The sequence below is a fragment of the Neorhizobium sp. LMR1-1-1.1 genome (assembly GCF_040675795.1).
Classification (GTDB): Bacteria; Pseudomonadota; Alphaproteobacteria; order Rhizobiales; family Rhizobiaceae; genus Neorhizobium; species Neorhizobium cellulosilyticum.
This window is the reverse complement of sequence record NZ_JBEGHE010000001.1, coordinates 1,105,109-1,129,313: the sequence shown is the minus strand read 5'-3', so window position 1 is coordinate 1,129,313 and position 24,205 is coordinate 1,105,109. Positions and strand designations below refer to the sequence as shown.

Below are 24,205 nucleotides of genomic sequence, written 5' to 3'. Positions count from 1 at the left end.
TAGTTCAATTCGCACCGTGATGGACTATTTCATCCACCAAAACGGGAATGAAAAGAGAACATCGACTGGCCTTTCCGGCTCGAATCACTACATTGGCCGCATGAGTAACAGTTTCGACGATATTCCGTTCTTCGATGAAGAGCCGGAACCCGCGCCGCGCAGGCAGCAAGCCCCATCTGATCGCCAGCAACTCCAGAGCGGGGCATCAGGTGGATTGGGCATAGCGGCTCGCGCCATGGCAGCGCGCGATGGCGCACGCCCTGCCGCGGATTATCTATCCGGCCTGAACCCTGAACAGCGCGAGGCCGTGGAAACCGTGGACGGCCCGGTTCTTGTTCTTGCAGGAGCCGGTACCGGAAAGACGCGTGTCCTGACCACTCGTATCGCTCATATTCTGGCGACCGGTAAAGCCTGGCCAAGCCAGATTCTCGCCGTCACCTTTACCAATAAGGCGGCGCGCGAGATGAAGGAGCGTATCGGCGTCCTCGTCGGCGGTGCAGTCGAAGGCATGCCGTGGCTTGGTACATTCCACTCGATCGGGGTGAAGATCCTGCGTCGCCATGCCGAACTCGTCGGACTTCGTTCGGACTTCACCATTCTCGATACCGATGACGTGGTTCGACTGATCAAGCAGCTGATCCAGGCCGAGGGCCTGGACGACAAGCGCTGGCCGGCAAAACAATTCGCCGGCATGATCGACGGCTGGAAGAACAAGGGGCTGCTTCCACACGATATCCCCGAAGGAGACGCGCGCGCCTTCGCCAATGGCAAGGGCCGCGAACTTTACGCTGCCTATCAGGCGCGCTTGAGAACGCTCAACGCCTGCGACTTTGGCGACCTTCTGCTGCATCCGATCGCGATCTTTCGCAAGACGCCGGACCTGCTGAAGGAATATCACGAGAAATTCCGCTATATTCTGGTCGACGAGTATCAGGACACCAATACCGCACAATATATGTGGCTGCGCCTGCTGGCACAGCGACCTAAGAACGTGCCTCAGAACGTCTGCTGCGTTGGCGACGACGACCAGTCGATCTATGGATGGCGAGGTGCGGAAGTCGACAACATCCTGCGCTTCGAAAAGGATTTTCCGGGCGCCAAGGTCATCAAGCTGGAGCGCAATTATCGTTCCACCGAGCACATTCTCGGCGCTGCCGGCCACCTGATCGCCCATAATGAAGGCAGGCTCGGCAAGACGCTGTTCACCGATCGCGTCGATCCGGACGATGAGAAAGTCATCGTTCATGCAGCCTGGGATTCGGAAGAAGAAGCCCGTGCCGTCGGCGAGGAGATCGAGCGGCTGCAGCGGGGTGACGGCGACGGCAAGAAGCATGCACTCAACGATATGGCGATCCTCGTGCGCGCCTCCTTCCAGATGCGCGAGTTCGAAGATCGCTTTGTCACACTCGGCCTGAACTATCGCGTCGTCGGCGGTCCACGTTTCTACGAACGGCTCGAAATCCGCGATGCCATGGCCTATTTCCGCCTCGTCTGCCAGCCGGCGGATGATCTGGCCTTCGAGCGTATCATCAATACGCCGAAGCGTGGGCTTGGCGATACGACCGTGCGTTATCTGCACGATTCCGCCCGCGCCCGCGACATTCCGATGCTGCAGGCCGCGGCCGAGATGGTCGAAACGGATGAGCTGAAGCCGAAGGCGCGCAAGGCGCTTTTCGATGTCGTGCAGAACTTCAGGAACTGGCAGGAACGGCTTGAAAGAACGGAACATACCGAACTTGCCGAGCAGATCCTCGAAGAGTCGGGCTATACCGACATGTGGAAGAACGACAAGTCAGCGGAAGCACCGGGTCGTCTCGACAACCTGAAGGAACTGATCCGCTCGATGGAGCAGTTCGACAGCATGCGCGGCTTCCTTGAGCACGTCTCTCTCGTCATGGATGCCGAGCAGAACGAGAACCTCGACGCGGTCTCGATCATGACGCTCCATTCGGCCAAGGGGCTGGAATTCGACACGGTCTTTCTGCCTGGTTGGGAGGAAGGCCTCTTTCCGCATCAGCGGGCGCTTGATGAAGGCGGTCGATCCGGTCTCGAGGAAGAACGCCGCCTCGCCTATGTCGGGATCACGCGCGCAAAGCACCGCTGCCATATCTGGTTCGTCTCCAACCGGCGTATCCACGGCCTATGGCAATCGACCATGCCGTCCCGCTTCCTGGAAGAACTGCCGCAGAACCACGTCGATGTGGCAGCTTCCGATTCATCGAATTACGGCGGGTATGGCGGGCGTGGCGGTTACGGCCAGTCGCGTTTCGACAAGGCCGATCCGTTCGCCAACAACTACTCGACGCCAGGCTGGAAACGCGCCCAGGCCAACAAGACGGACGCCACTCGCGACAATTGGGGCAACCGCTCCGGCCATGCGGTGGAACGCATCGGTTACGGAGAAAGCGGCCCGCGCGGCCGCACGATCGACGGCGAGCTTGTGGCCAAGTCGGTGGCCGACACGCCATCGAAATTCACTATCGGCGATCGGGTTTTCCACATCAAGTTCGGCAATGGCAATGTCATGGCGATCGAAGGCAACAAGCTGACGATCGAATTTGACCGAGCTGGTCAAAAGCGCGTTCTGGATGGTTTTGTGGAAAAAGCGTGACGGCAGTCGCCACGCCTCTTACCGCTTGTACTCTTGCTGCCAGCGTGAAGCAGTGGCGAGGCTTATCTCGCGACGATTGAATTTATGAACGCATCGACTTGGCGCGTGTAATCACTTTCAAGCCCGAGCGTACGGTTGATCGCCATGTGGCGCAGGGAAACCGGAAGAACCCTCGCCTGTCCGCCGGATTTTCTGGCAAAAGCATTTGCCTGAGGACAGGAATCGCTCCGAAGACTGGAGCATACCAGCAACATGCGCGGCATGTTTGAGCCAGCATAAAACGTCGGAGAAGCTATTTTCCAGAAACGGGGATCGCTTCCGAATGCCTGATCATAAAATCGGGGATGGTTCGGCCGCTCCATGATGGACGAAACGTCGTAGGCTGCACTATCGATCGCTATGGTTCCTGCCCATGGCTTCACGCTCGCCTTCTGGGCGATAGAACGATCGACAGAGACGAGTGCGACAAGATGAGCACCGGCCGAATGTCCCATCAGAACCATCTTCGAAGGATCGCCACCCCATGACGCAGCGCGGCGCTGGACCATCGCCATTGCAGCCGCGACGTCAGTCGCCTGCTCAACCGGATCAGCGGCAGGGGCCAACCTTGTCTCCACAGAAACGAAGATAAATCCCTTCGGCAACCAGTGTGCGACTTTATTGTCGACTACGCCCGGAGCGGATTTCGAGCCGAACGCCCAGGCACCGCCATGCACCATCACTATGATCGGTGATCTCTGCGCGTTCTGTGGCAAATAGACATCCATGCGTTGCTCGGCCATGGAGCCATAGGCAACATCGCGCTCCACACCTCCTCCGTTCGCTAGCATCCCGACCTGCCGCCCAAATTGCTGTGCGTGAGCGGAAGCCGCCATTGCAGCCGTAAACAAGGCCACCCCCGACAGCACACGGGCGGTGGACAGATACCTTGAAAAACCGAAGCCAGTCACATGTCATTCCTTCAGAAACAGATAGAGCAGATACGAGTTGAGGCTCCAATCATTGCTGTAAGATTTCAGGCGCGAAGTTTTCTCGCCGCATTGCTCCTTTCAAAACTGTTCGCTAGGTCTCTTTCCCAGCCGAGAATACGGAGCACGTTCATGTCTCTCACCAATCACGACATAATCGAAACCACGGCCTGGCGCCGCCATCTTCACACCATGCCGGAAGTCTCCGGAGAAGAGGTGGAGACTGCGAGAGAAGTCGTCCGCTTCATGCGCCAGACCGAGCCAGACGCGATTGTGGAAGGACTTGGCGGAACCGGCGTGGCGGTAATCTATGACAGCGGCAAACCTGGAAAGACCATGATGATCCGCGCCGAACTCGACGCCCTGCCGATCGAGGAACTCGGCGATCCGGATTACAGATCGAGAATTCCCGGCAAGAGCCACATGTGCGGCCATGACGGCCATATGGCGACGCTTGCCGCCATTGGCCGCGTGCTCGGCCGTGAACGCCCCAAAAGCGGCCGCGCCATCCTGCTGTTTCAGCCGGCAGAAGAAAACGGCGCCGGTGCTGCAGCCGTCATCGCCGACGAGAAATTCGCCGCATTGACGCCTGATTTCAGCCTCTCCCAGCATAATATGCCTGGTGTTCCTTTCGGCCATGTCTGGCTGAAGGACGGCCCGGCCAATTGCGCTTCGCGCGGCATGAAAATCATTCTGTCTGGCAAGACCGCCCATGCCGCCTATCCCGAAACAGGCACTTCGCCTGTCACTGCCGTTGCAACCCTGATGCCGGCACTCAATGCCCTATCGACGGGCACGGTATCGGAAGGCAATCTCGTCCGCGCCACCGTCACCCATGCGGCGATCGGAGAGCCGACAGTCGGCGTCGCTCCGGGCTATGGCGAGATCTGGGTAACGTTGCGCACATCGACGGACGACCAGATGGCGGCGCTTGTCGGAAAAGCTGAAACCATGGCGCGTGAGGCTTCCGAGACGGCAGGACTGAAGCTTGAAATCGAATACCAGGAAGTGTTCGGCCATTGTGTCAACGATGCCGATGCTGCCGATATACTGCGTGCGGCAATGGATGCCGAAGGCGTCACCCATGAGCCCGGCGAAGGTTTTCGTGCTTCGGAAGATTTTGGCCGTTTCGGCGGCGTATCCAAGTCGGCTATGCTGTTTCTCGGCGCTGGTGAAGATCACCCCGCGCCGCATAATCCGAACTATGATTTTCCGGATGACCTTATCCCGATCGGCGCGAAAATCTTCCTCCGTGCCGTGCGCGATACACTTGGCTAAATGCGAAACCGGAGCCAGAAGGCTCCGTTTTTTATGCGTCGTTGTTGCCGAACAGCTTGGCCATGAAGCCGCCGCCAGAACCCGAGCCGGGGCGCTTGCCATCCCATTTGGGCACGATGATCATGTGAGTGATCTCACCGCGTTGGAATGCCTTTAGGAAACGATCGTAGTCGGCAAATGCGACGCAGCCGTGCGAATCGCCACGAACGCGAAGCAGGAAGCTATGTGCCAGAAGCCCGGTGCGGCCCTGTGGCGGCTTTCCGTCCGTCGGCGTAAGGCGAATTGCGGCAACGCCATGGAACAGAGATTCGCGCATCGAAAGCTTATAGGTACCCGGAGGGGTCGGGCCGCGCATCTTCACATGGGTGAATTTCGGGTTGTCGCGCATGCTGCCGATGCCGGAATGCGCCTCAAGCTTGGTTCCGTTCGGCATGTGCACGACACCATTGGTGATGTCGTAGATCGCAACCTTGGTGCCGAGACCGGGCCATTTGGGCGAAGGCGCGGCTGGGCTTTCCGGCTCCTCGCGCATCGGGTTGTCGGGCTTGGCGAATGCAAGCACCGTCGGCTTGTCATCCCCCGCAGGCTTGCCGGTTTTTTGAGGTGCAACCGATGCGATGGCAGCCAGAGCATTAGCCCGAACGGCAGGCTTGGCGTCATCGCCGCGCATGCCAGCCGCAGGCCGGATTACCGGCAGCGGACCTGCCTTGGGAAGTGCGTAAGTGTCGGCTGCAGGTGGAACAGCAAGCGCCACGACGTCCTGTGTGATTTCGACCGATGGCGAACTGACGGTCGCGTCATCGCTGTCCGAAGTATCGAGCGAAGCCATTTCGACGGGCTTCATGTCCTTCAGCGCGGCAACATTGGTAACGTTTTCCGCATCCTGAATCATGTCGGGCATCGCGCTATCGCCGCGCGGTGCGACCAGTACAGTATCTTCCATTGCCTGGGCGAGCGCGGACCTGATCGCGGTGGCAGCCGGACGCCTGGTCGTCAGAGCCGCAAATTGCTGCTCGTTCTCAACCTTGCGGGCCGCTTTCGCCATGGCATGATGGAGCGCCTGGCTGACTGTAGAGCCTTCAGGACGCAGTGCTTCCAAGGCAGCAGCCTCTGCCCCGGCCAGACGGCTCCCCTTGGCTTCAGCCAGTGACTGGCCGGGCAGTCTGGAGAATTTCGCAACGTCAAGCGTTCTGTCGGCACGATCACGCGTCAAATGCTCACCCTCGACAGCAGGCGAAAGAAGAGCGGTTTGAAAATGCATATCCCGGGCAGGCTTTACCGCAGTTGCCACGGTAATCGCCGAAGCACCGATCAACGCCGAAGCGGTGAGCCCGATGCCAATCGCCATATTCATAAAGATCGAACGGCCATGCTTGCGCTTCGCCGGACGCTTCGAGACCTTGTTCCGCTTCGTGGAGGCTTCGACCCTACGCACCATCACTCGTTACCCGAACCGTTACTCATCACTGCAAAGGCCGCAAAAAGCGCCTCGCCTGCCAGACTGGAGTGGTCTTCCGAAAAGGAATGATTCCGCGCAAAGCCACTCTGCGAATGGGTGAGAGAATGAACGATTATGGTAACCAATGTCTTTACGCCGCCCCGATCAGTTTCGATGGCGCTCATAAAAGCGCATGCCGTCGGAAGTTTAGCCAAAATGCGGCAAGGCTGTGTTTCTGGCCTCGTCGATTAAGGCGGGTCAAGCTGACGACTGTTGCTGTTTAGCGACAAAAACCCGGTTATACAAGGCAACGGGAATAAATCGCTGGGGATGCGACGCTGTGCAGCGGCACAATAAAAAAGACCCGTGATGAAAAACGGCCACGATATACGCGGCCGTCACTTGTCAGAAACAGCGATATTTTATCAGCCGTCGATACGGCGGATCGCTCGACCTTCGTTAAAGAACCAGGGCCTGAGCTTTACGCCGGCAACATTACCTGCAAACGCAGCGACAGCCCAAAGGTAGCCATGCAGACTCCCGGAGGCGATCCCGGAAAAATAGGCACCGATATTGCAGCCATAGGCAATCCGGGCACCGTAGCCCAGCAGCAGACCACCGATGACCGCCGCCAGCACCGAGCGCAACGGAATATCGAGATTGGGCGCAAACTTGCCCGCAAGAGCTGCAGCGAGCATCGCACCTGCAATGATGCCGAAATCCATGACCGAGGTGACATCAGCAAAAACACTCGATGCCAGGGCCTTGGCATTACCCGGCTGCTGCCAATAGGGCCAGGAAGCCGGATCGATCCCGATCAACTGCGCTCCCTTGGCACCCCACAGAGCGAAGGCCGAGGTAACCCCCCAGGGCCGCCCTGCGATCGCAAGCGTCGCGAAATTGAGGATTACCAGCGCGACCGCACCAAACACAAGCGGCCAGGGTCCGCGCAGATATCGTGCAAAGCCCTGCCGCGGTGATGGCGGCGCCTGTTCCAGCGCGCCGTTCCGCTTCTTCTCCACCACCACGGTAATCGCGGCGATTGCGCCGAAAATGATGAGAGACACGGCGATACCGCCGGCGGCACCGAATGTCTGAAATAACGCTGTCGGCGGCAATGAAGGCAGCGCCGCCCACCAGGCGGTATGCAGGGTCGCAATCAGCGAACCGACGATAAAGAAAAACAATGTGACCAGCATGCGCGCATTGCCGCCACCGGCGGTGAACAAAGTGCCGGAAGCGCAACCGCCGCCAAGCTGCATACCCACGCCGAACATAAAGGCGCCGACAATAACACCGATGCCGGCCGGAGAAATATTGCCCCGCACTTCATTGCCGAACAGTGTTCCGCTCGCCAGAAACGGAAAGAACAGAATGACGGCAAGCGCAAGCAGGATCATCTGGACGCGCAGGCCGCGCCCCCTGCCCTCGGCGATGAAGACCCGCCAGGCAGAGGTAAAACCGAAAGCGGCATGGTAAAGAGAAATTCCCAGCGCGCCACCGACGAGAAACAGCGCGCCCTGAGCCGGCCCATAAACTGCGCCGAGCGCCAGCGTACCCGCAACGAGCACGACAAGGGAAATGAGACCTGGCGCTCCAAGAGGCGACGCCGTCGGCGCTCCCGAGCCCATCGAAGAGGAAATCGTCATAAAATTAAGCTCCTGATTTTGCGCTGTAGGTAGCGGCATCGCCAGGATGTTACGAGGTAGACATTTTTACCGCAGCTCCGCGCTGAAGAATATATTTCCACACCAGACGAAGTGTGCAGTCGAAATCAGACTACCAAGCATTCCACCCCGCGAGGGGGATCGCGGGGTGGAACGAGCCGAATGGCGGGGGGAATACCAGTTCGGCAGGGGTTCTGAGAACTGCTGTCAAAACTCGCCGGAAAGACCGACGCGGACGCCGGGTGTTCCGCCGCCGGGCGAATAACCAACCGAGGCATCAAAGATGACCGGATAGTTGCTGTCGAACATATGGGCTACAGCAAAGCTGGTGGCCATCTCGCCGTGATATCCGGCAATATTCGTCGACCAGGATGTCTTACCCGGCGCAGAGGGCTTCGGTGCAGCCGTCATCGACATCGCAGCCGCGATGCCCTTGCGGGTTTCCCGGCGTAAGCTGGACACATCGCCGCGCAGATTGGAAATGTCAGAACTGATCCGGTTAACGTCGATATTGGCCGACGCGATATTGCCCGCTGCATCGGTCGTCAGAACCTGCGTCGGCCCACTTTGTGCCGCCCGGCTCGCGACCGAGGTCACGCCCGGCATCGTATAGGTATTTGTCGAGGTTCCGATCATAACCTGACCTGCGCGGGTGGTGGTCGCCCCACGTCCGATCGCAGTGCTGTTGGCATGAGCTGCGCTGGATCCGTAGCCTACGGCCGTTGCGTCGGCACCGGTTGCAACTGCATTCGGCAGACCACTCGTGTTGTTGGCAGCCAGAGCCCCGTTGGTGCCCGCGCCGCCGATAAAGGAGTTGATCGCCTGGAGCGCCGAATTGACATCGGTATAGGTGTTGCCGCGCAACGTATAGCTCGGCCCGGTAAAGACATTGGTGCTGCTGTTGTAAGTAGATCCGCCACCAAGAGCGATGGCAACATCCCCAAGGCCGGTGGTGACGGTATCGCTCACGGCGCGCAACTGCCGAACGTTGACAGCATCGGTGTCGGCCGTACCACCCGCGAGATTGGTGATCTGACGCTCTCCACCCGCTGTACCGACAGAAACGGCACCGGCGGTGGACGAGACTGCGGTCCCCGAGAAGAGTTCGGTGGCGCCTCCCATGCCTGCACGTGATGCCACCGAACCGGAACCAAGTGCGACACCACCGGCGGCGCTTACATTCGCATCCGCACCAAGTGCCACGCCGTTTGCGGCAGTCACCGTGCCCCGCAGGCCGAGTGCGATAGCATTCGCCGCAGCCGCACTAGTTGTTGCACCGTTACCGATGGCGACCGAATTCACCTCTCCCGCAACAGATGCCGCATTTCCAGCTCCACCAAGCCCACTGAGGCTGCCGCCGCCCATCGAGATGCCCCGCGCGTCATCGATATCGATCGAGTCGGCAGCCAGACCGCAGTCCGCGCTGCTGACAGCTTGGCCGTTGGTATCCAGAACACTGAGACCGATATTCTGGCCACTCAGTGCCCCGGCAATATTGAGATCGATCAGAGATGCCAACGGATTGAGCAACGGGTCCAGTATGCCCGTGGTCACTGGCTGAAGCACCGGAAGATCGACGCTGAGGCCCGAGCACACATTGACGAGGGGTGCCGACTGGGAATGCGCCGCAGTACTGTAGAGGCTTGAGACAAGCGTTATAGGCAAGGCAATTGCGGGAAAGACAAGGCGTTTCATGGCGACCCCTCCAGTTCGGATAACCAATCATTTCGCAACATGCTTAATAAGCTATTTCTAATTTAGTTTCCTTATAGACACCTATTCGATCACCATGAATTTCTTGAACAATTTTCTTGATCATGGAATTGTGGCTTGGCATTCTGCTATCGGAAAACGCGGGAGAGCGTCATGAAAGCACTGCTGTTGATAGACATGCAGAACGGGTTTTGCCCGGGCGGAAACCTGGCCGTACCAGACGGCGATTCGGTGATCCCCATTGCCAATCGCCTGATTCGCGATGGCGGATATGACGTAGTCGTGGCCTCCCAGGATTGGCATCCCGCCAATCATGGCAGCTTTGCCTCACAGCACCTCGGTAAAAAACCTTTCGAGATGGGTGAACTCTCCGGCCAGCCTCAAGTGATGTGGCCGGATCATTGCGTGCAGGGCACCCCAGATGCGGAGTTCCATCCTGATCTTGAAGTAAGCGAGATCGACTACATACAGCAGAAGGGTGAAAACCCAGCCGTTGATAGCTATTCTGCCTTTCGTGACAATGACCATGCCGCCTTGACCGGGCTCGCCGGTTATCTCAAAGCCCAGCAGATAACCGAATTAGACATTTGCGGCCTTGCTACCGACTACTGCGTCAAGTTCTCGGCTCTCGACGCCCGTGACATGCTGCCGAACGTCAACGTCCGGCTCATATCTGACGCAAGTCGCGGTATCGATCCGCAGGGGATAAAAGACGCAATCTCCGAAATGCGCGAGCGCGGCGTCGATATCGTCACCAGTAAAGTTATCCTCGCCGACTAAGGCGTAACTTTTTCGCCTCCGAAGCAAAGGCGAATTGCCTCGCCCTGCCATTATCAACAAAATCGATGAATTGAATAAACGCAATTCAATTGCGTGTAACTGCGGCTGCTTCTACACGCACATGATCTATTGAGTAGACTGGAGAATGCGCATTCTGCTCGGTCAGCTATGCGGGAGCCGTCATGCAGCCGGAACAGAGTATGGATAAACGAGAGCAACTGACAAACGGGCTGAAGAAAGGCGCTGTCGTGGCGATTTCATCGGCCCCTTTCGGCATCCTTTTTGGCGCCATTGCGGTCGACAACGGTTTTAGCATTGCAGAAGCGGCCCTTATGAGCGGTCTTGTCTATGGTGGTGCCAGCCAGTTGGTCGGCATCGAGTTGTTTGGCCATCACGTCGCCGCATGGGTCATCGTATTGTCCATTCTGGCAGTAAACTTTCGCCATATCCTCTATTCCGCGGCACTCGCTTCTGTCATCGGCCGTTATCCGCACATCCAGCGCTGGCTTGCTTTTTTCCTGCTCGTCGATCCGCAATTCGCAGAGACGGTAAAACGCGAAGATGCTGGAAAACCGGCGACGTTTCGCTGGTATTTCGCAATGGGCGCAGTCGTATGGGTGTCCTGGATACTGACAACGATAATCGGCGCATTTTTCGGCCGCATGATCGGTGATCCGAAAGCACTTGGCATCGATGTTCTCCTGCCGATCTATTTCCTCGGACTGACCATGGGGTTCCGCGGCCGTCACAACTTCTTTCCCGTCATGTTGGCCGGCGCTCTCGGTTCGGTCGTCGCCTTCCACGTCGTCGGTTCGCCCTGGCATATCAGCGTCGGCGCAGCACTCGGCATCCTGATTGCCGCCATCCTGCCACCACCAAAAGTGCACGAGGAGCCGGACGTATCGGAAATAGAAAGGGAGGCGATGTGACATGGAAAGCGAAATGAACGCCTTTTCCATAAATTCGGGCACGGCCATGCTGATCGTGGTCGCGGCAATCGCCACCTATTTAACGCGTGTCGGCGGTTATGTGCTGATGAGTAGCATGAAGCGCATCCCGCCACGGGTGGAATCGGCACTCAACGCCGTGCCGGCCGCGGTATTGACGACGCTGGTAGCGCCGCCATTCGTTTATGGCGGCTGGGACATCAAGATTGCCATGGCTGTTGCCCTGGTCGTAGGGCTGCGTTTCCCCGGCCTCACAATTCTGGTCATTGGCTGGGCGGCCGTGATGGCCGCCCGTTACGGGTTCGATCTCGGTGTCTGATCAGGCACCGACCGGTGCGGTAGCGGCTTCAAGCCATGCCCGCACCGCCGCATCGGTGATCAGCGGCAGCAGCTTTTCACGCACAGTGACGTGATACGCGTTCAGCCATTCCAGCTCCTCCTCCGTCAGCAACGAAGCGACAACCAGGCGACGATCGATCGGGCACCAGGTCAGCGTCTCGAAAGAGCGCATCGGCATGTCGCCGCCAACGATCTCCTCTGCTTCACGAACGAAGATCAGGTTCTCGATACGAATGCCGTAATGACCGGGACGGTAATAACCCGGCTCGTTCGATAGGATCATACCGGGCAGCAGCTCCTGCGTGGCAAGCCGCGAAATACGCTGTGGACCTTCATGCACGGAGAGATAGGATCCAACTCCGTGGCCCGTGCCATGGGCGAAATCGCCACCCGCCTTCCACAACGCGATGCGCGCCAAAGGATCAAGGTCACAGCCACGCGTGCCCTTGGGAAAACGTGCCGTGCTGATACCGATCATGCCTTTCAGCACGAGCGTGAAGAAACGCTTGCGGTCCTCGGGCACATCGCCGATCGCCACCGTGCGCGTGATATCGGTGGTGCCGTTGATATACTGCGCACCTGAATCGATCAGGAAAAGTTCGCCTTCTTCAATCTTGCGGTCGCTCTGGCGGGTGACGCGATAGTGCATGATCGCCGCATGTTCACCGGCTCCTGCAATGCTGTCGAAAGAGACGTCACGCAGAGGGTTCTGCAGGTTCTGGCCAACGCGCGCACGGGCCGCTTCAAGAGCCTCGACCGCCTGGATTTCGGTGAGTGATCCGGGTTTGGCCTGATCCAGCCAATAGAGAAACTCCACCATGGCAACGCCATCCTGCACATGCGCGTCGGCCGAGCCTTTCAGCTCCACCGCATTTTTGATGGCGCGCGGCAGGCGTGCGGGGTCAGTCCCCTCGACCACGACGCCACCCGCGCTCTCTATGGCGGTGATCAAAGCGAGTGCCGTCAGCTCGGGGTCGACAAGGATACGACCGCCATCGGCGGCGTAAGCGCCAATCCGTTCGATCAGCGCGGCAGGCTGCTTGATGCTTGTGAGCTGCTGCAGGTGGGTGCGGGCCTCATCGCCAAGCTTGCGTTCATCGATGAAGAGTTCCGCCTTGCCATCCGCGGCAACCAGCGCGCGCGACAGCGGATGCGGCGTATGCGCAACATCGCCACCGCGAATATTGAAGATCCAGGCAACCGAAGACGGATCGGCGACCAGGGCGGCAGCGATATTCTTCGCCTTCAGACCGGCTGCAATCTCCGCGATCTTCTCCGCCGCCGATTTTCCAGCATGAGCCTCCTGCTGAACGGCAACTGCGCCAAGCGGCTCGGCCGGACGATCGACCCAGGCGGTATCCAGTGGGTTTTCGGGAAGAAGCACCAGCAATCCGCCAATCTCCTCCAGCGCTTTCTCAAGCCTCTTTACCTCCTGGCCGCCATGCAACCAGGGATCGATACCGAGACGAAAACCTTGCTGAGCATGCGAGCGGAGCCAGAGATGCGGCGGCTCATTGACGAGATCACCGGGGGTGAACACGCTGCCATCGACCTGTTCGGCAACCTGCGTCACATAACGGCCGTCGACAAAAACAACTGCTTCTTTCTGCGTGACAAGCGCCATGCCCGCCGAACCGGTAAATCCGGTAAGCCAGGACAGCCGCTCGGCCGATTCCGGAACATACTCGCTCTGGTATTCGTCAGCGCGCGGCACGAGAAAACCATCAATACCGAGATCCGCGAAGCGAGCGCGAAGCGCCGCGACACGCTCGCGACCATATTGGGGAGAGGATTTATTGTCGAAAGACTGAAACATGGCTGCCATTCCAATGCTGCGATTCCGTTGAACATCCACGTTAAAGCATGTCGAACGAAAGTGTGCAGCGGTTTTGCGCGAGACACATGCGGCAAAACAAGAGGTCGAAGATTGAAACCTCCTGGCGGCACGCGGATCGCCTTAAACGAAATGCCAAATATTGAAGCACCAAACCGCGCAACCATGCATTGAACGCATATCACCAATGATCGAAGCCTACTCACTGTGCAACTCGATGAGGCATATATTCAAGCCATACCAAGTGAGACAACACAGCGAAGGACGAAATCAATGGCAAACTCCGTGTTCCGTAATGCTATGAACCGTATGGCCCAGGCCCGTGAAAAGCAGGTTTCCCGCTACGTTAACGGCGCCCTCATGAGCCTTGATGACGAAACCTTGAAGAACCTCGGCACGAGCCGCGAAGAGCTTCGCCGCAAGGGCGCAACCCCGTGCTTCTTCTGATCTGAGTATCGCGAGGAGCTAAACGGCTCCGACGAGAATAAAGCCCGCTTGAGCAGCAATTCCTCCCTTGCGCTCGTGGGCATCCAGGCCGAAAAGCCTGAAAAGGCGGCGCGCAAGCGTCGCCTTTTGTTTTGCAGCATATCGGATTGACGCCATGCGCTCAGCGCAATGCAGAGACGCAATATCACCGATTGGTGAAATGCATCGTCACCCAGCCGTTTTTCCAGATCGTGGAGAGATGGCGCATGCCTGCACCATTATAGGCGGCGATCACCTTCCAGCGCTGTGCGGCCAGAATTCCCGAAAGGATTACCGATCCGCCCGGCGCCAGATGATGGCCAAGCTCCGGCGCCATTTTCATCAGCGGACGAGCAAGAATATTGGCAATGATCAGATCGAACGGCCCATCCTCACGAAAAGCCGGAGAGTGGAAGCCCGGTGCAGTCTCGACCCGAATACCCGACGCAATACCGTTGCGCTTCACGTTTTCCCGCGCCACGCGAACCGCGACCGGATCGATATCGGTTGCAAGAACCGGGATCTTCCTGACCTTGCGCACAGCGATCGCCAGCACACCGCTGCCGGTTCCCAGATCGAGCGCATTCCTGACCTGCCTTGCGCGCAGAACCTTGTCGATCACTTCCAGGCAGCCAGCGGTCGTGCCGTGATGACCTGTGCCGAAAGCCTGCCCCGCATCGATCTCGATCGCCACATCGTTTTCGCGAACCTTGTCGCGATCATGCGAGCCATGCACGATGAAACGGCCGGCACGAACCGGCTTCAGCCCCTCGAGCGATTTGGCGATCCAGTCGACATCGGGAATAATTTCACGGGCAATGGACAAATCGGGAAATGGCTCGGCAAGCGCATCCGCAATCCGTGCGCGAACTGCGTCTTCCTCGTCGGCCATCATATAGACCGAGGCTTCCCAGATATCGCGCTTCTCATCCACCTCCGTGGTGGCGATCGCGAAGTCTTCTTCACCGAAGACATCCGAAAGGAGGTCGAGAACTTCGCCTGCCGTTACTTCATTGACTGTCACGTAGAGGCGGATCTCGCTCACGGTCTTCTCTCTCAGCTGATTGTTGCGCAGACCATTGCCACAGAAGCCCTGCGCCATTCAACCGGCAACGCACCCAAACGCCGCCAATCAACCCTTGATCAGATTTGCCAGCTTCTTTTCTGCCGTTTCGGCATTTTCACCATAGGCGATCGTGCCCGCAAACCGGCCCCCCTGATCCAGCAGGAAAACCGACGCCGTGTGATCCATCGTGTAGTCACCGTTGGGATCGGCTGCGTCGACCGGCACTTTCTTGGCATAGACCTTGTAGCCCTTGATCATAGCAAGAACGTCGGCGGGCGGTCCTGAAATACCCTTGATGCGATCGGTAACATTGGAGACATAGAGGCCGAGCACCTCCGGCGTATCGCGCTCGGGGTCGACGCTGACGAAATAGCCGTTCAGCTTGGTTCCGTCGGGATCGACCTTGTGCATCCAGCCGTTCAGCTCGAACAAGGTTGTGGGGCAGACTTCCGGGCAATGTGTAAAGCCGAAAAACAAAGCGGTGGGCTTTTCACGAAAAGCCTGCTCGGTAATCGGCTGGCCATTCTGCGCAACCAGACGGAACGGGACACCAAACGGCCCTTCGGCGAGATCCTGCTTTTGCCGTGTTACCTCCAGCGTCAACCACACCAGAACGCCCGCAAGAGCAAAGACCGCAATCCAGAGGGCAATCCGAAGGCTTTTCATGGGTTAGTCTCTTAATTCAAAGGAAGAATGCCTCAGGCATAGACACAACCGCTCACCGGCGCAATTCAACATCCCGTAGTCCAGCAAGGGAGCCACAAGATCAAAGGCACCAGGAAAGGGCTGTCTCCCCCGCCGCAAGGAGGATGGAAGAACCGTAGTTGATCCAGCCCCAAAAGCCGGCAAGCGACAGTCCAAGCACGGCAATCCCGATAAGGAGCGTCGCGGGCAGAGCAAAGTGATGGCTGGCGCTTGTTTGCATGCTGCCGTTTTATACGAACGGGAACGGACTGAACAGATAGCCTGCTGCCCTATGTCGCAGATCGAAATTAACCCGGTTACACCAGAAGATTCACCGGTTTTTCACTTCTGGGCGGCAATGATCATTTCAACATGATTCCAGAAGCCCCGCATGTCCGGGCTTTTCAGCCAAACGGAAGAGTTCTGATATGAGCAATGCGATAAAGCAGTCCGGCGCCTATCTCGAGATCGTCTCGTTTCATCTCGGAGACCAGGAATTCTGCATCGACATCATGGCGATCCGCGAAATTCGCGGCTGGGCGCCGGTGACCCCGATGCCGCATACCCCGCCTTATGTCCTCGGCCTCATCAACCTGCGCGGCGCGGTTATACCGGTTATCGACATGGCCTGCCGCCTCGGCATGAAGATGACGGAACCATCCGAGCGTTCCGCAATCATCGTCACCGACATCGGTGGCAAGCTTGTCGGCCTGCTGGTCGAGCAGGTTTCCGACATGATGACGATCAAGAGCGAAGACCTGCAGCCGGCGCCGGAAATCATTCCCGAAGCCCAGCGCGACTTCTGCCGCGGCATCGTTGCCCTGGAAAAGACCATGGTTTGCTTCCTCAACCTCGACACCGTCATCGCCGACGAACTGTCTCGCGAAGCCGCCTGATATTCGTCCAGTTCTTGAAACGCCCGGCGAGACATCTCGCCGGGCGTTTTTGTTTGCCTTGGAAAAGCCTCACCAGTTCGTGTTGCACGCATATGTGATGGAACGGCAAGCCATTGCAAAATAAAGATTTTTCATGAAACCTTTCGGGATCATGGACGGTTTAGTGCTTGTCAACTCAGACACGATGCAACGAAGAAATGCTTTTCGTCGCGTGAAAGAAAACGACAACAAGGAGAATTGCCATGAAAAAGGCTATTGCACTTGCAGCACTTATTTCCGCATCCGCCTTCGCAGCCGGCGCGTCCGCCCAGACAATGGATATGCAGGTTCCGACCGCATCGACCGCCGGCGTCACAGTGGTGAATGTGACCAATGATCCGAGCTCCGGCAATGGCAGCCGCCTGCCTCAGTCCGTAAGCAATCCCAGCCCGGATGTGATCCAGAATGCTCAGGCGGAGTTGCAATCCGACCCGGGTCTGGCTGATGCGCTGACAATGCAGAATGTCGAACTGGCCAACGTCATCGCGATCCAGACAGCCGCAGATGGCGGCAAGGTCGTGTACATCCGCTAACGAAAATTCGGTCAAACAAAAAGCTGGACGTGCATGTCACGCCCGGCTTTTCTCATGTGATTTGGGGCACGGTTTCAAGGAGCTGGTTTGCCCTTCGTCCAGTTTACCTGCTGGCCGTAAAGCGGCACCGTGGAAATCGCCATCTTGGCAGAACCTTCCACCACCTGACGCGAATGCGCCAGATAGATCAGCGTGTCATTGGTCTTGTCATAAATGCGCTTGACCAGCAGGTCCTTCCAGATCAGCGACCGTCCCTGACGAAACACTTCCTCGCCACCCTTATCGAGCTCGATGTCGCCGATCTCGATCGGCCCGGTCTGACGGCAAGCGATGGAATTGTTGGACGGATCTTCGAACCAGTTCCCGTTCTTCAACCGGTCGATCACACTGCGATCGAAATAGGTGACGTGGCAAGTGACACCCTTCACCTGCGGATCAGGCACAGCTTCGACGATAATATCATTGCCGATCCAATCGACGCCGACCTTGCCGACCACTTCCGCGACAGCCGGCGCAGCCGCAAGCCCGGTTAGAATGGCAGCGGCAGAAACGAATGAGACAATGCGGCGGTTCAGGCGGGGCATGAGGCTAATCTCCGGTCAACGATCCGCGATCAGAGATAAGGTGCTGCAGACAGCTTGCAAGACGGCTGCGGATTATTCACCTGCCGATCAAAACAGCAGACCGTTTGGCCAGAGTACACGCTTCGTAACCGCTGGAGAACAGCCGGCCGGCTTTCATCCCGATGGCAGCAGGAACATCGCAGATTTCGGACAGGTTCAACGTCGATGCAATCGCGATCGCGGCCTCGGCACAGATGGCGGCATCCTCTGCCGCGTTATGGTGAAGGAAATTCAGCCCGAGATGCTGCGCCAGGATATTCAGCTTATGCGAGATCAGATGAGGCCACACCTTCTGAGCCATCTTGACGCTGCAAAGATAGGAAAGCTCGGGATAGGACTGGCGGTATTGGTCGAGACAGGCGCGCCAGACGCTGAAGTCGAATGCCGCATTATGAGCGATCATCGTCGCACCGGCAAAATCGTCTGCAAATTCGTCCATCACTTCCGGAAATTCACCGGCATCCTCGACCTGCTCGGGGCGAATTCCGTGGATGCCGATGTTGAAAGAAGAAAACCGCATGTCCTTCGGCCGGATCAAACGTTCTTCGACGCGAACCACCCTGCCATTTTCGATCCACGCAAGCCCTACCGAACAGGCGCTTCCACGCTGCTCGTTGGCGGTTTCGAAATCGATCGCGATGGTCTTCAAGCTGAAATTCCGGTTGGACGACTGCGTCGCTTTTAGGCCGGGCAACGCGATTCGGCAAAGAGCCGCATATGCGGCAGCTTGACCTGTTTCCACATTCATGGCCAAATCCGGATCATGATCAGCTTTATCGCCCTTACCCATATGACCGTGACCATTCGCCCTGCAGGGCGCGTGGCGGGTTTGGCGCTTTAGCCGGCATCCGTCCACCACCCTGCCTCATGATGGCAGGGTCGACATCGTTCCGCTCTGCTTGGGCAAAACCAAAGAGAGCGACATGCGCGAACTTGAAAATCCTCCACCATTGGCGAAAGATGCAGCCTGGCCCCAAAACCTCGTCATACGGGCAAGACGGCCGTCAGATGCCGAAGGAATAGTGACGCTGCATAATCTCCCGGGCTATCGGTACGGCACGCTGCGCACCCCGCACCACACGCCCGATGAAATCCGCAAGGGTATTGAAAGTCAGCCGGCAAACGCCACGAGCCTGATCGCTCTCCTCGACGGCAGGATTGTCGGCGATGCCGGATTGACGCGGCTCTCCAATCGTCGTGTCCACGTCGGAAGTATCGGCATGGGTGTTCACGATGCCTATGTCGGCAAGGGGATCGGCCGAGCGCTAATAGGAGAAGTCCTCGCCCTTGCCGACAACTGGTTCAACCTGCGTCGCGTCGAACTGACGGTCTATACGGACAACGAACCAGCCATCCGTCTCTATGAAAAGAACGGGTTCGTCACCGAAGGCCTCATGAAGGAATTCGCTTTTCGAGACGGCAGCTATGTCGATGCCTATTGCATGGCACGGATCAGAACCTGACGATCAGCCACCGATAAAGGTGAGCCACTCATCCTCCGTCATCACTTCGACACCGAGTTCCCGAGCCTTGTCGAGCTTGGAACCGGCGCCGGGGCCAGCGACGACATAGTCGGTCTTTTTCGATACGGAACCGGCCACCTTCGCCCCAAGGCCTTCAGCACGAGCCTTGGCTTCGTCGCGTGTAAACCGCTCTAGCGAACCGGTGAATACGACCGTCTTGCCCGCCACCGGGCTGTCGGACGCTGCAACCTGCTCCGCAGCCTGCGGCGTCACCTCTTCTAGCAATCGATTGATGACATCGAGATTGCGAGGCTCCTTGAAGAATTCGACGATGGCGCGGGCGACGATCTCACCAATGCCCTCGATATTGTTCAGGTCCTGCCATGCGTCACCGGTCAGTGATGACGCATCCTTCATCGCCCGATCGAATGCTTCATAAGTGCCGTAATGGCGGGCAAGCAGTTTTGCAGTCGTCTCGCCGACATGGCGGATACCGAGTGCATAGATGAAGCGATTGAGCGCTATCGAACGACGTTCATCGATCGCATCGAACAGTTTTCTGACGCTGACCCTGCCAAAACCCTCGATGTTTTCGAGCTTTATCAACGGCGAAGCTTCCTGCCGCTTCTTCAGCGTGAATATGTCGGGCGCAGTGCGAACCTGCAACGCAGGATCTTCGCTCTCAAAGAAGAAGTCCACCTGCTTCGTGCCCAGCCCCTCGATATCGAAAGCATTGCGCGAGACGAAATGTTTCAGGTGTTCGGTTGCCTGCGCACGGCAGACGAAACCGCCGGTGCAGCGTGTGACCGAATCGAGCTTGCCGGTCTTTTCATTTTTCTCGCGTACCGCATGACTGCCGCAGACCGGGCATTTGGTAGGAAACTCGTATTTCTTCGCATCAGCCGGGCGCTTCTCCATCACCACGTCAAGCACCTGCGGGATGACATCCCCTGCCCGCTGAACGATGACGGTATCGCCGATGCGGATATCATGCTCCTCTTCCCGGATCCGCTCGCCGGAATTGCCGATACCTTCGATGTAATCAGCATTGTGCAGCGTCGCATTGGTGACAACCACACCGCCGACAGTGATCGGCGTCAGCCGCGCAACCGGCGTCAGTGCACCCGTTCGGCCAACCTGGATATCGATATTCTCGACGGTAGTGAACGCCTGCTCGGCCGGAAACTTGTGCGCCGTCGCCCAGCGCGGCGAACGCGAGCGAAAACCGAGGCGGGCCTGCAGATCCAGCCGATCGACCTTGTAGACGACGCCGTCGATATCGTAATCGAGTTCCGGGCGCGCAAGGCCGATCTCGTGATAATGCGCCAGAACGTCATCGACCGAATTCAGCCGCTTCATCAGCGGGTTCACCGGAAAGCCCCAGTCCTTGAAGGTCTGCACCATCTCGTACTGGCTCTTCGGCAAGTCGTTCGGCTCGGAAATCTCACCCCAGGCATAGGCGAAGAATTTCAGTTTACGACTTTCGGTCACCTTGGCATCTAGTTGTCGCAAGGAGCCTGCCGCGGTGTTGCGCGGATTGACGTAAAGCTGCTTGCCCTGCGCCTCCATCTCTGCGTTGAGCGCCAGAAAGTCGCTCTTGGCCATATAGACCTCACCGCGCACCTCGACGACCGCTGGTACGCCCTTGGGCAGGCGCTGAGGGATTTCCTTAATCGTCTTCACATTGGCGGTGACATTTTCACCGGTCGTCCCGTCGCCGCGCGTGGCGGCATTGACGAGAACACCGTCCTCGTAGCGGATCGACATGGAGAGGCCATCGATTTTCGGCTCGGCGGTAAAGGCGATCGAGTTGTCCGGCAACTGCCCGAGGAAACGGTAGACCGAATTGACGAAGTCACGCACGTCCTCATCGGAAAACGTGTTGTCGAGCGACAGCATCGGCCGGGCATGGGTGATCGGAGCAAAGGTGGCGAGCGGTGCGGCACCGACAGTGATCGAAGGACTATCCGAGCGGATAAGCTGCGGAAAGCGTTCTTCGATGGCAAGGTTTCGACGCTTCAGTGCATCGTACTCGGCGTCGGAGATCTCCGGCGCATCCTTGGCGTGGTACAGTTCGTCGTGATGGGCCAGCTCTTTCGCCAGCCGCTCCAGTTCGGCAGCAGCCGTCTGTTCGGTCAGCGTTTCGATTGGGGTCTGATCGGCGGCCATGCGGGAATCTCCATCTTCACCGTTTTTCTAGTGCAATCACCATGGATTGGAAGAACCACGTCATCTCGGAGAGTGGAAAACACGCCACGATATTGAGGCCGTCAAATATCGAAAGCCGGTGTTAGCCGCTGCCGGATAAAAGCGCCGCGGCAGCAGCCCTAGCCTCGTCAGTCACAGAAGCACCGGAGAGCATCCTGGCAATCTCCTCGGCGCGATGTTCAGGAGCCATGGTCGCAACGCGCGTAGCGATCTTTTCGGAACCGTCGGCCGCCGGTCCCTTCGAGATCAGGAGATGCGTCGCGGCGCGTGCCGCCACCTGCGGCGCATGCGTAACGGAAAGAACCTGGACCGTCGATGACAACCGTTTCAGACGCTGACCGATGGCGTCGGCCACCGCGCCGCCGACACCCGTATCGATCTCGTCAAATACCAAAGTCGGTGCCGAACCGCGGTCGGCAAGAGCCACCTTCAGCGCCAGCAGGAAACGGGAAAGCTCGCCACCCGAAGCCACCTTCATGATCGGGCCGGGGCGCGTGCCCGGGTTGGTCTGCACGTGGAATTCGACCGTATCAATCCCCTCGGCAGCAGCCGTCTCGGGATCGGCGGTAACCTCGACCATGAAGCGTGCACGCTCAAGCTTCAATGCCGGCAGTTCGGCCATGACGGCGGCAGCAAGCGATTCGGCACCAGCCTTGCGCTTATCTGAAAGCACAGCGGCTGCGCGATCGAACTCTTCCTTGGCAGCGGCAGCGATCTTCTCCAACTGCCCGAGCTTCTCTTCACCGGCATCGAGATCGGCGAGATCAGCCACCATCTTTTCGGCCAGCGCCGGCAGATCGACCACGGCGACAGAATATTTGCGGCCAGCGGCGCGCAGAGCGAAAAGCCGCTCCTCGACGCGCTCCAGTTCACGCGGATCGAACTCAGTGCGCCGAAGCGCCGCCTCGACCTCCATCTGCGCATTCGAGAGATGATTGAGCGCCTGATCCAGAAGCTCCACAGTCTCTTCCAGAAGACCTGGCGCCTCATGGCTCTTGCGTTCCAGACGGCGCACCATGGACGCAATCATCGGGACTGGTGAGGCATTGCCATTGAGGAATTCTGAAGCCTCGGAAATGTCACCGGCAATTCGCTCGGACTTCTGCATCTTCGAGCGCTGTTCGGCGAGCTCTTCCTCTTCGCCGTCGCGCGGCGAAAGCGCTTCCAGCTCTTCGACCGAGGCACGGATATAATCGGCCTCGCGGGCCGCAGCTTCCACCTTGGCGCGGTGCGCCTTGAAAGCACGCTCGGCATCACGCCATGTGCGATAGAGACCGCTGACTTGCTGCACCTCGTCGGACAAGCCCGCAAACGCATCGAGCAGCATGCGGTGTGCATTGGTGTCGATCAGGGCACGGTCGTCATGCTGGCCGTGGATTTCCACGAGCACCTGGCCGACCTGCCGCATCAACTGCACGCTGACCGGCTGGTCGTTGATCGACGCGCGCGTGCGCCCGTCCGCCGACTGGATCCTGCGGAAGATCAGATCGCCATCGTCATCGATGCCGTTTTCCTTGAGGAGTTTTCGTGCAGCGTGCTGGCCCGGCACATCGAAGACGGCCGTCACCTGCCCTTTGTCTTCGCCATGGCGCACGAGACCACCGTCACCACGACCGCCAAGCGCCAGCGAAAGACTATCGAGCAGGATGGACTTGCCGGCGCCGGTTTCACCCGTAAGCACCGAGAGCCCGGCCTCGAAACCGAGATCGAGCCGCTCGATCAGAACGATATCGCGGATCGACAACTGGATCAGCATGTGGCCTCGTTATTGACCTCTGGTCTCTCAGGCGCCGATGAGCTTGGCACCGGCGCGCGAGATCCAGGACCCCCTGTTTTCGCGCGGCTCGACACCACCTGAATGCAGCAGCTTGTAGCTATCGGCATACCACTGACTGTCCGGATAGTTCCGTCCAAGCACCGCTGCAGCCGTCTGCGCCTCTTCTACGATGCCCATACGATAATAGGTCTCGGTCAGACGCGCCAAAGCCTCTTCCACCTGATTGGTGTTGGGATAGGTTTCGACAACATTGCGAAAACGCTGGATGGCGGCAAGGTATTCTTTACGCTCGAGATAATAACGGCCGATCTGCATTTCCTTGCCGGCCATCTGGTCGCGTGCGAATCGAATCTTCGCCTGCGCATCCTCGACATATTCCGAGTTCGGATAATCGTTTACGACCTTGCTCATCGCAGCGATCGTATTTGCCGCGGCCTTCTGGTCCTGCGTCACGTCGGAAATCTGCTTGGAATACGAAAGGCCAACCAGATACTGGACATAGGCCGAGTCCTGCGACTTCGGATACTGGCTGAGATAACGGTTACCGACCGAGATCGCATCGTCGTTACGGCCCATGCGCTGCTTGACGAAAGTGCTCATCACAAGCGCCTTGCGGCCCCATTCGGTAAACGGGTTCTGCTTGTCGATAGCATCGAACTTGCGCCCAGCTTCGGCCATGTTGCCGGCCTTCATGTTCGCAAGGCCCTGATTATACAATATCTCCGGGGACTCGGCTTCGAAGCCAAGCTTCGTTATATCGATGTCCTTGTCGGATTGGCATGAAGCCAAGCCAACCCCGGTCCCGATGAGTGCAATCGCCAGGAGGCCGATCCTCGTAAAGCTACGCATTTCTACAGACTTTCCATCAGCCATCCG

At 58.3% G+C, this 24,205-nt stretch carries 22 protein-coding genes; 9 read left to right on the top strand and 13 right to left on the bottom strand.

What is annotated here, in order from left to right; translation table 11 throughout:
* Positions 1-100: 100 nt before the first annotated feature.
* Entirely contained in the window at positions 101-2,611 is a 2,511-nt protein-coding gene (locus MRBLMR1_RS05290; RefSeq protein ID WP_183685877.1) for an ATP-dependent helicase, read from the top strand.
* 62 nt (positions 2,612-2,673) lie between these two features.
* On the opposite strand, the gene MRBLMR1_RS05285 is transcribed toward MRBLMR1_RS05290, so the two are convergent.
* The gene (locus MRBLMR1_RS05285; protein ID WP_183821497.1) at positions 2,674-3,420 is read right to left on the bottom strand and encodes an alpha/beta hydrolase fold domain-containing protein; all 747 of its coding nucleotides are present in this window, start codon (positions 3,418-3,420) and stop codon (positions 2,674-2,676) included.
* Between the two features lie 291 nt (positions 3,421-3,711).
* On the opposite strand from MRBLMR1_RS05285, the gene MRBLMR1_RS05280 reads away from it, so the two are divergent.
* Entirely contained in the window at positions 3,712-4,857 is a 1,146-nt protein-coding gene (locus MRBLMR1_RS05280) for an amidohydrolase (protein ID WP_148147636.1), read from the top strand.
* A gap of 31 nt (positions 4,858-4,888) precedes the next feature.
* On the opposite strand, the gene MRBLMR1_RS05275 is transcribed toward MRBLMR1_RS05280, so the two are convergent.
* The 3 genes from MRBLMR1_RS05275 to MRBLMR1_RS05265 form a co-directional block, all read right to left on the bottom strand.
* Positions 4,889-6,295: a DUF2778 domain-containing protein gene (locus tag MRBLMR1_RS05275; protein ID WP_500063811.1), complete on the bottom strand. Its 1,407-nt coding sequence runs from the start codon at positions 6,293-6,295 to the stop codon at positions 4,889-4,891.
* Between the two features lie 425 nt (positions 6,296-6,720).
* Positions 6,721-7,944 (bottom strand): YeeE/YedE family protein, encoded by a 1,224-nt coding sequence (locus MRBLMR1_RS05270; protein WP_148147635.1) that lies wholly within the window; start codon positions 7,942-7,944, stop codon positions 6,721-6,723.
* A 225-nt stretch (positions 7,945-8,169) separates the two neighbouring features.
* Positions 8,170-9,657: a hypothetical protein gene (locus MRBLMR1_RS05265; protein WP_148147634.1), complete on the bottom strand. Its 1,488-nt coding sequence runs from the start codon at positions 9,655-9,657 to the stop codon at positions 8,170-8,172.
* Between the two features lie 171 nt (positions 9,658-9,828).
* On the opposite strand from MRBLMR1_RS05265, the gene pncA reads away from it, so the two are divergent.
* The 3 genes from pncA (at position 9,829) to MRBLMR1_RS05250 (ending at position 11,721) form a co-directional block, all read left to right on the top strand.
* Positions 9,829-10,455 (top strand): bifunctional nicotinamidase/pyrazinamidase, encoded by a 627-nt coding sequence (gene pncA, locus MRBLMR1_RS05260; protein ID WP_148147633.1) that lies wholly within the window; start codon positions 9,829-9,831, stop codon positions 10,453-10,455.
* Positions 10,456-10,655: 200 nt separating this feature from the next.
* The gene (locus MRBLMR1_RS05255) at positions 10,656-11,384 is read left to right on the top strand and encodes an AzlC family ABC transporter permease (RefSeq protein WP_148147632.1); all 729 of its coding nucleotides are present in this window, start codon (positions 10,656-10,658) and stop codon (positions 11,382-11,384) included.
* Between the two features lies 1 nt (position 11,385).
* Entirely contained in the window at positions 11,386-11,721 is a 336-nt protein-coding gene (locus MRBLMR1_RS05250) for an AzlD family protein (RefSeq protein ID WP_500063808.1), read from the top strand.
* Here the strand turns inward: MRBLMR1_RS05250 and MRBLMR1_RS05245 are convergent, their stop codons facing one another.
* On the bottom strand, positions 11,722-13,557 hold the full coding sequence (locus MRBLMR1_RS05245) for an aminopeptidase P family protein (protein ID WP_148147630.1): 1,836 nt from the start codon (positions 13,555-13,557) through the stop codon (positions 11,722-11,724). It abuts the gene before it with no gap.
* A gap of 291 nt (positions 13,558-13,848) precedes the next feature.
* Between MRBLMR1_RS05245 and MRBLMR1_RS05240 the strand changes: the two genes are divergently transcribed.
* The gene (locus MRBLMR1_RS05240) at positions 13,849-14,022 is read left to right on the top strand and encodes a hypothetical protein (protein ID WP_183685874.1); all 174 of its coding nucleotides are present in this window, start codon (positions 13,849-13,851) and stop codon (positions 14,020-14,022) included.
* A 184-nt stretch (positions 14,023-14,206) separates the two neighbouring features.
* Here the strand turns inward: MRBLMR1_RS05240 and MRBLMR1_RS05235 are convergent, their stop codons facing one another.
* The 3 genes from MRBLMR1_RS05235 to MRBLMR1_RS05225 all read right to left on the bottom strand — a co-directional run bounded on the left by MRBLMR1_RS05235 (position 14,207) and on the right by MRBLMR1_RS05225 (position 16,031).
* Entirely contained in the window at positions 14,207-15,085 is an 879-nt protein-coding gene (locus tag MRBLMR1_RS05235; RefSeq protein ID WP_148147629.1) for a 50S ribosomal protein L11 methyltransferase, read from the bottom strand.
* 87 nt (positions 15,086-15,172) lie between these two features.
* Positions 15,173-15,772: an SCO family protein gene (locus tag MRBLMR1_RS05230; protein ID WP_148147628.1), complete on the bottom strand. Its 600-nt coding sequence runs from the start codon at positions 15,770-15,772 to the stop codon at positions 15,173-15,175.
* 100 nt (positions 15,773-15,872) lie between these two features.
* Complete coding sequence (locus MRBLMR1_RS05225) at positions 15,873-16,031, bottom strand: hypothetical protein (RefSeq protein WP_183685872.1); 159 nt, start codon at positions 16,029-16,031, stop codon at positions 15,873-15,875.
* A 187-nt stretch (positions 16,032-16,218) separates the two neighbouring features.
* On the opposite strand from MRBLMR1_RS05225, the gene MRBLMR1_RS05220 reads away from it, so the two are divergent.
* Entirely contained in the window at positions 16,219-16,686 is a 468-nt protein-coding gene (locus MRBLMR1_RS05220) for a chemotaxis protein CheW (RefSeq protein WP_112503741.1), read from the top strand.
* Positions 16,687-16,928: 242 nt separating this feature from the next.
* Complete coding sequence (locus MRBLMR1_RS05215) at positions 16,929-17,258, top strand: hypothetical protein (protein WP_148147627.1); 330 nt, start codon at positions 16,929-16,931, stop codon at positions 17,256-17,258.
* Between the two features lie 74 nt (positions 17,259-17,332).
* On the opposite strand, the gene MRBLMR1_RS05210 is transcribed toward MRBLMR1_RS05215, so the two are convergent.
* Both MRBLMR1_RS05210 and MRBLMR1_RS05205 read right to left on the bottom strand, forming a co-directional pair.
* Positions 17,333-17,842 (bottom strand): CreA family protein, encoded by a 510-nt coding sequence (locus MRBLMR1_RS05210; RefSeq protein WP_148147626.1) that lies wholly within the window; start codon positions 17,840-17,842, stop codon positions 17,333-17,335.
* A 76-nt stretch (positions 17,843-17,918) separates the two neighbouring features.
* Complete coding sequence (locus MRBLMR1_RS05205; protein WP_500064041.1) at positions 17,919-18,581, bottom strand: 3'-5' exonuclease; 663 nt, start codon at positions 18,579-18,581, stop codon at positions 17,919-17,921.
* Between the two features lie 223 nt (positions 18,582-18,804).
* Between MRBLMR1_RS05205 and MRBLMR1_RS05200 the strand changes: the two genes are divergently transcribed.
* A complete protein-coding gene (locus MRBLMR1_RS05200; protein ID WP_148147624.1) occupies positions 18,805-19,344 on the top strand; it encodes a GNAT family N-acetyltransferase in 540 nt (179 codons plus the stop codon).
* Between the two features lie 3 nt (positions 19,345-19,347).
* Here the strand turns inward: MRBLMR1_RS05200 and ligA are convergent, their stop codons facing one another.
* From ligA to MRBLMR1_RS05185, 3 genes are all read right to left on the bottom strand, one after another.
* Entirely contained in the window at positions 19,348-21,513 is a 2,166-nt protein-coding gene (gene ligA / locus MRBLMR1_RS05195; RefSeq protein ID WP_148147623.1) for an NAD-dependent DNA ligase LigA, read from the bottom strand.
* Positions 21,514-21,634: 121 nt separating this feature from the next.
* Entirely contained in the window at positions 21,635-23,308 is a 1,674-nt protein-coding gene (gene recN, locus MRBLMR1_RS05190) for a DNA repair protein RecN (protein WP_148147622.1), read from the bottom strand.
* A 27-nt stretch (positions 23,309-23,335) separates the two neighbouring features.
* Positions 23,336-24,178 carry an outer membrane protein assembly factor BamD gene (locus tag MRBLMR1_RS05185; protein WP_148147621.1) on the bottom strand — a complete coding sequence of 281 codons (843 nt, stop codon included), beginning with the start codon at positions 24,176-24,178 and terminating at the stop codon, positions 23,336-23,338.
* Between the last annotated feature and the right edge of the window lie 27 nt (positions 24,179-24,205).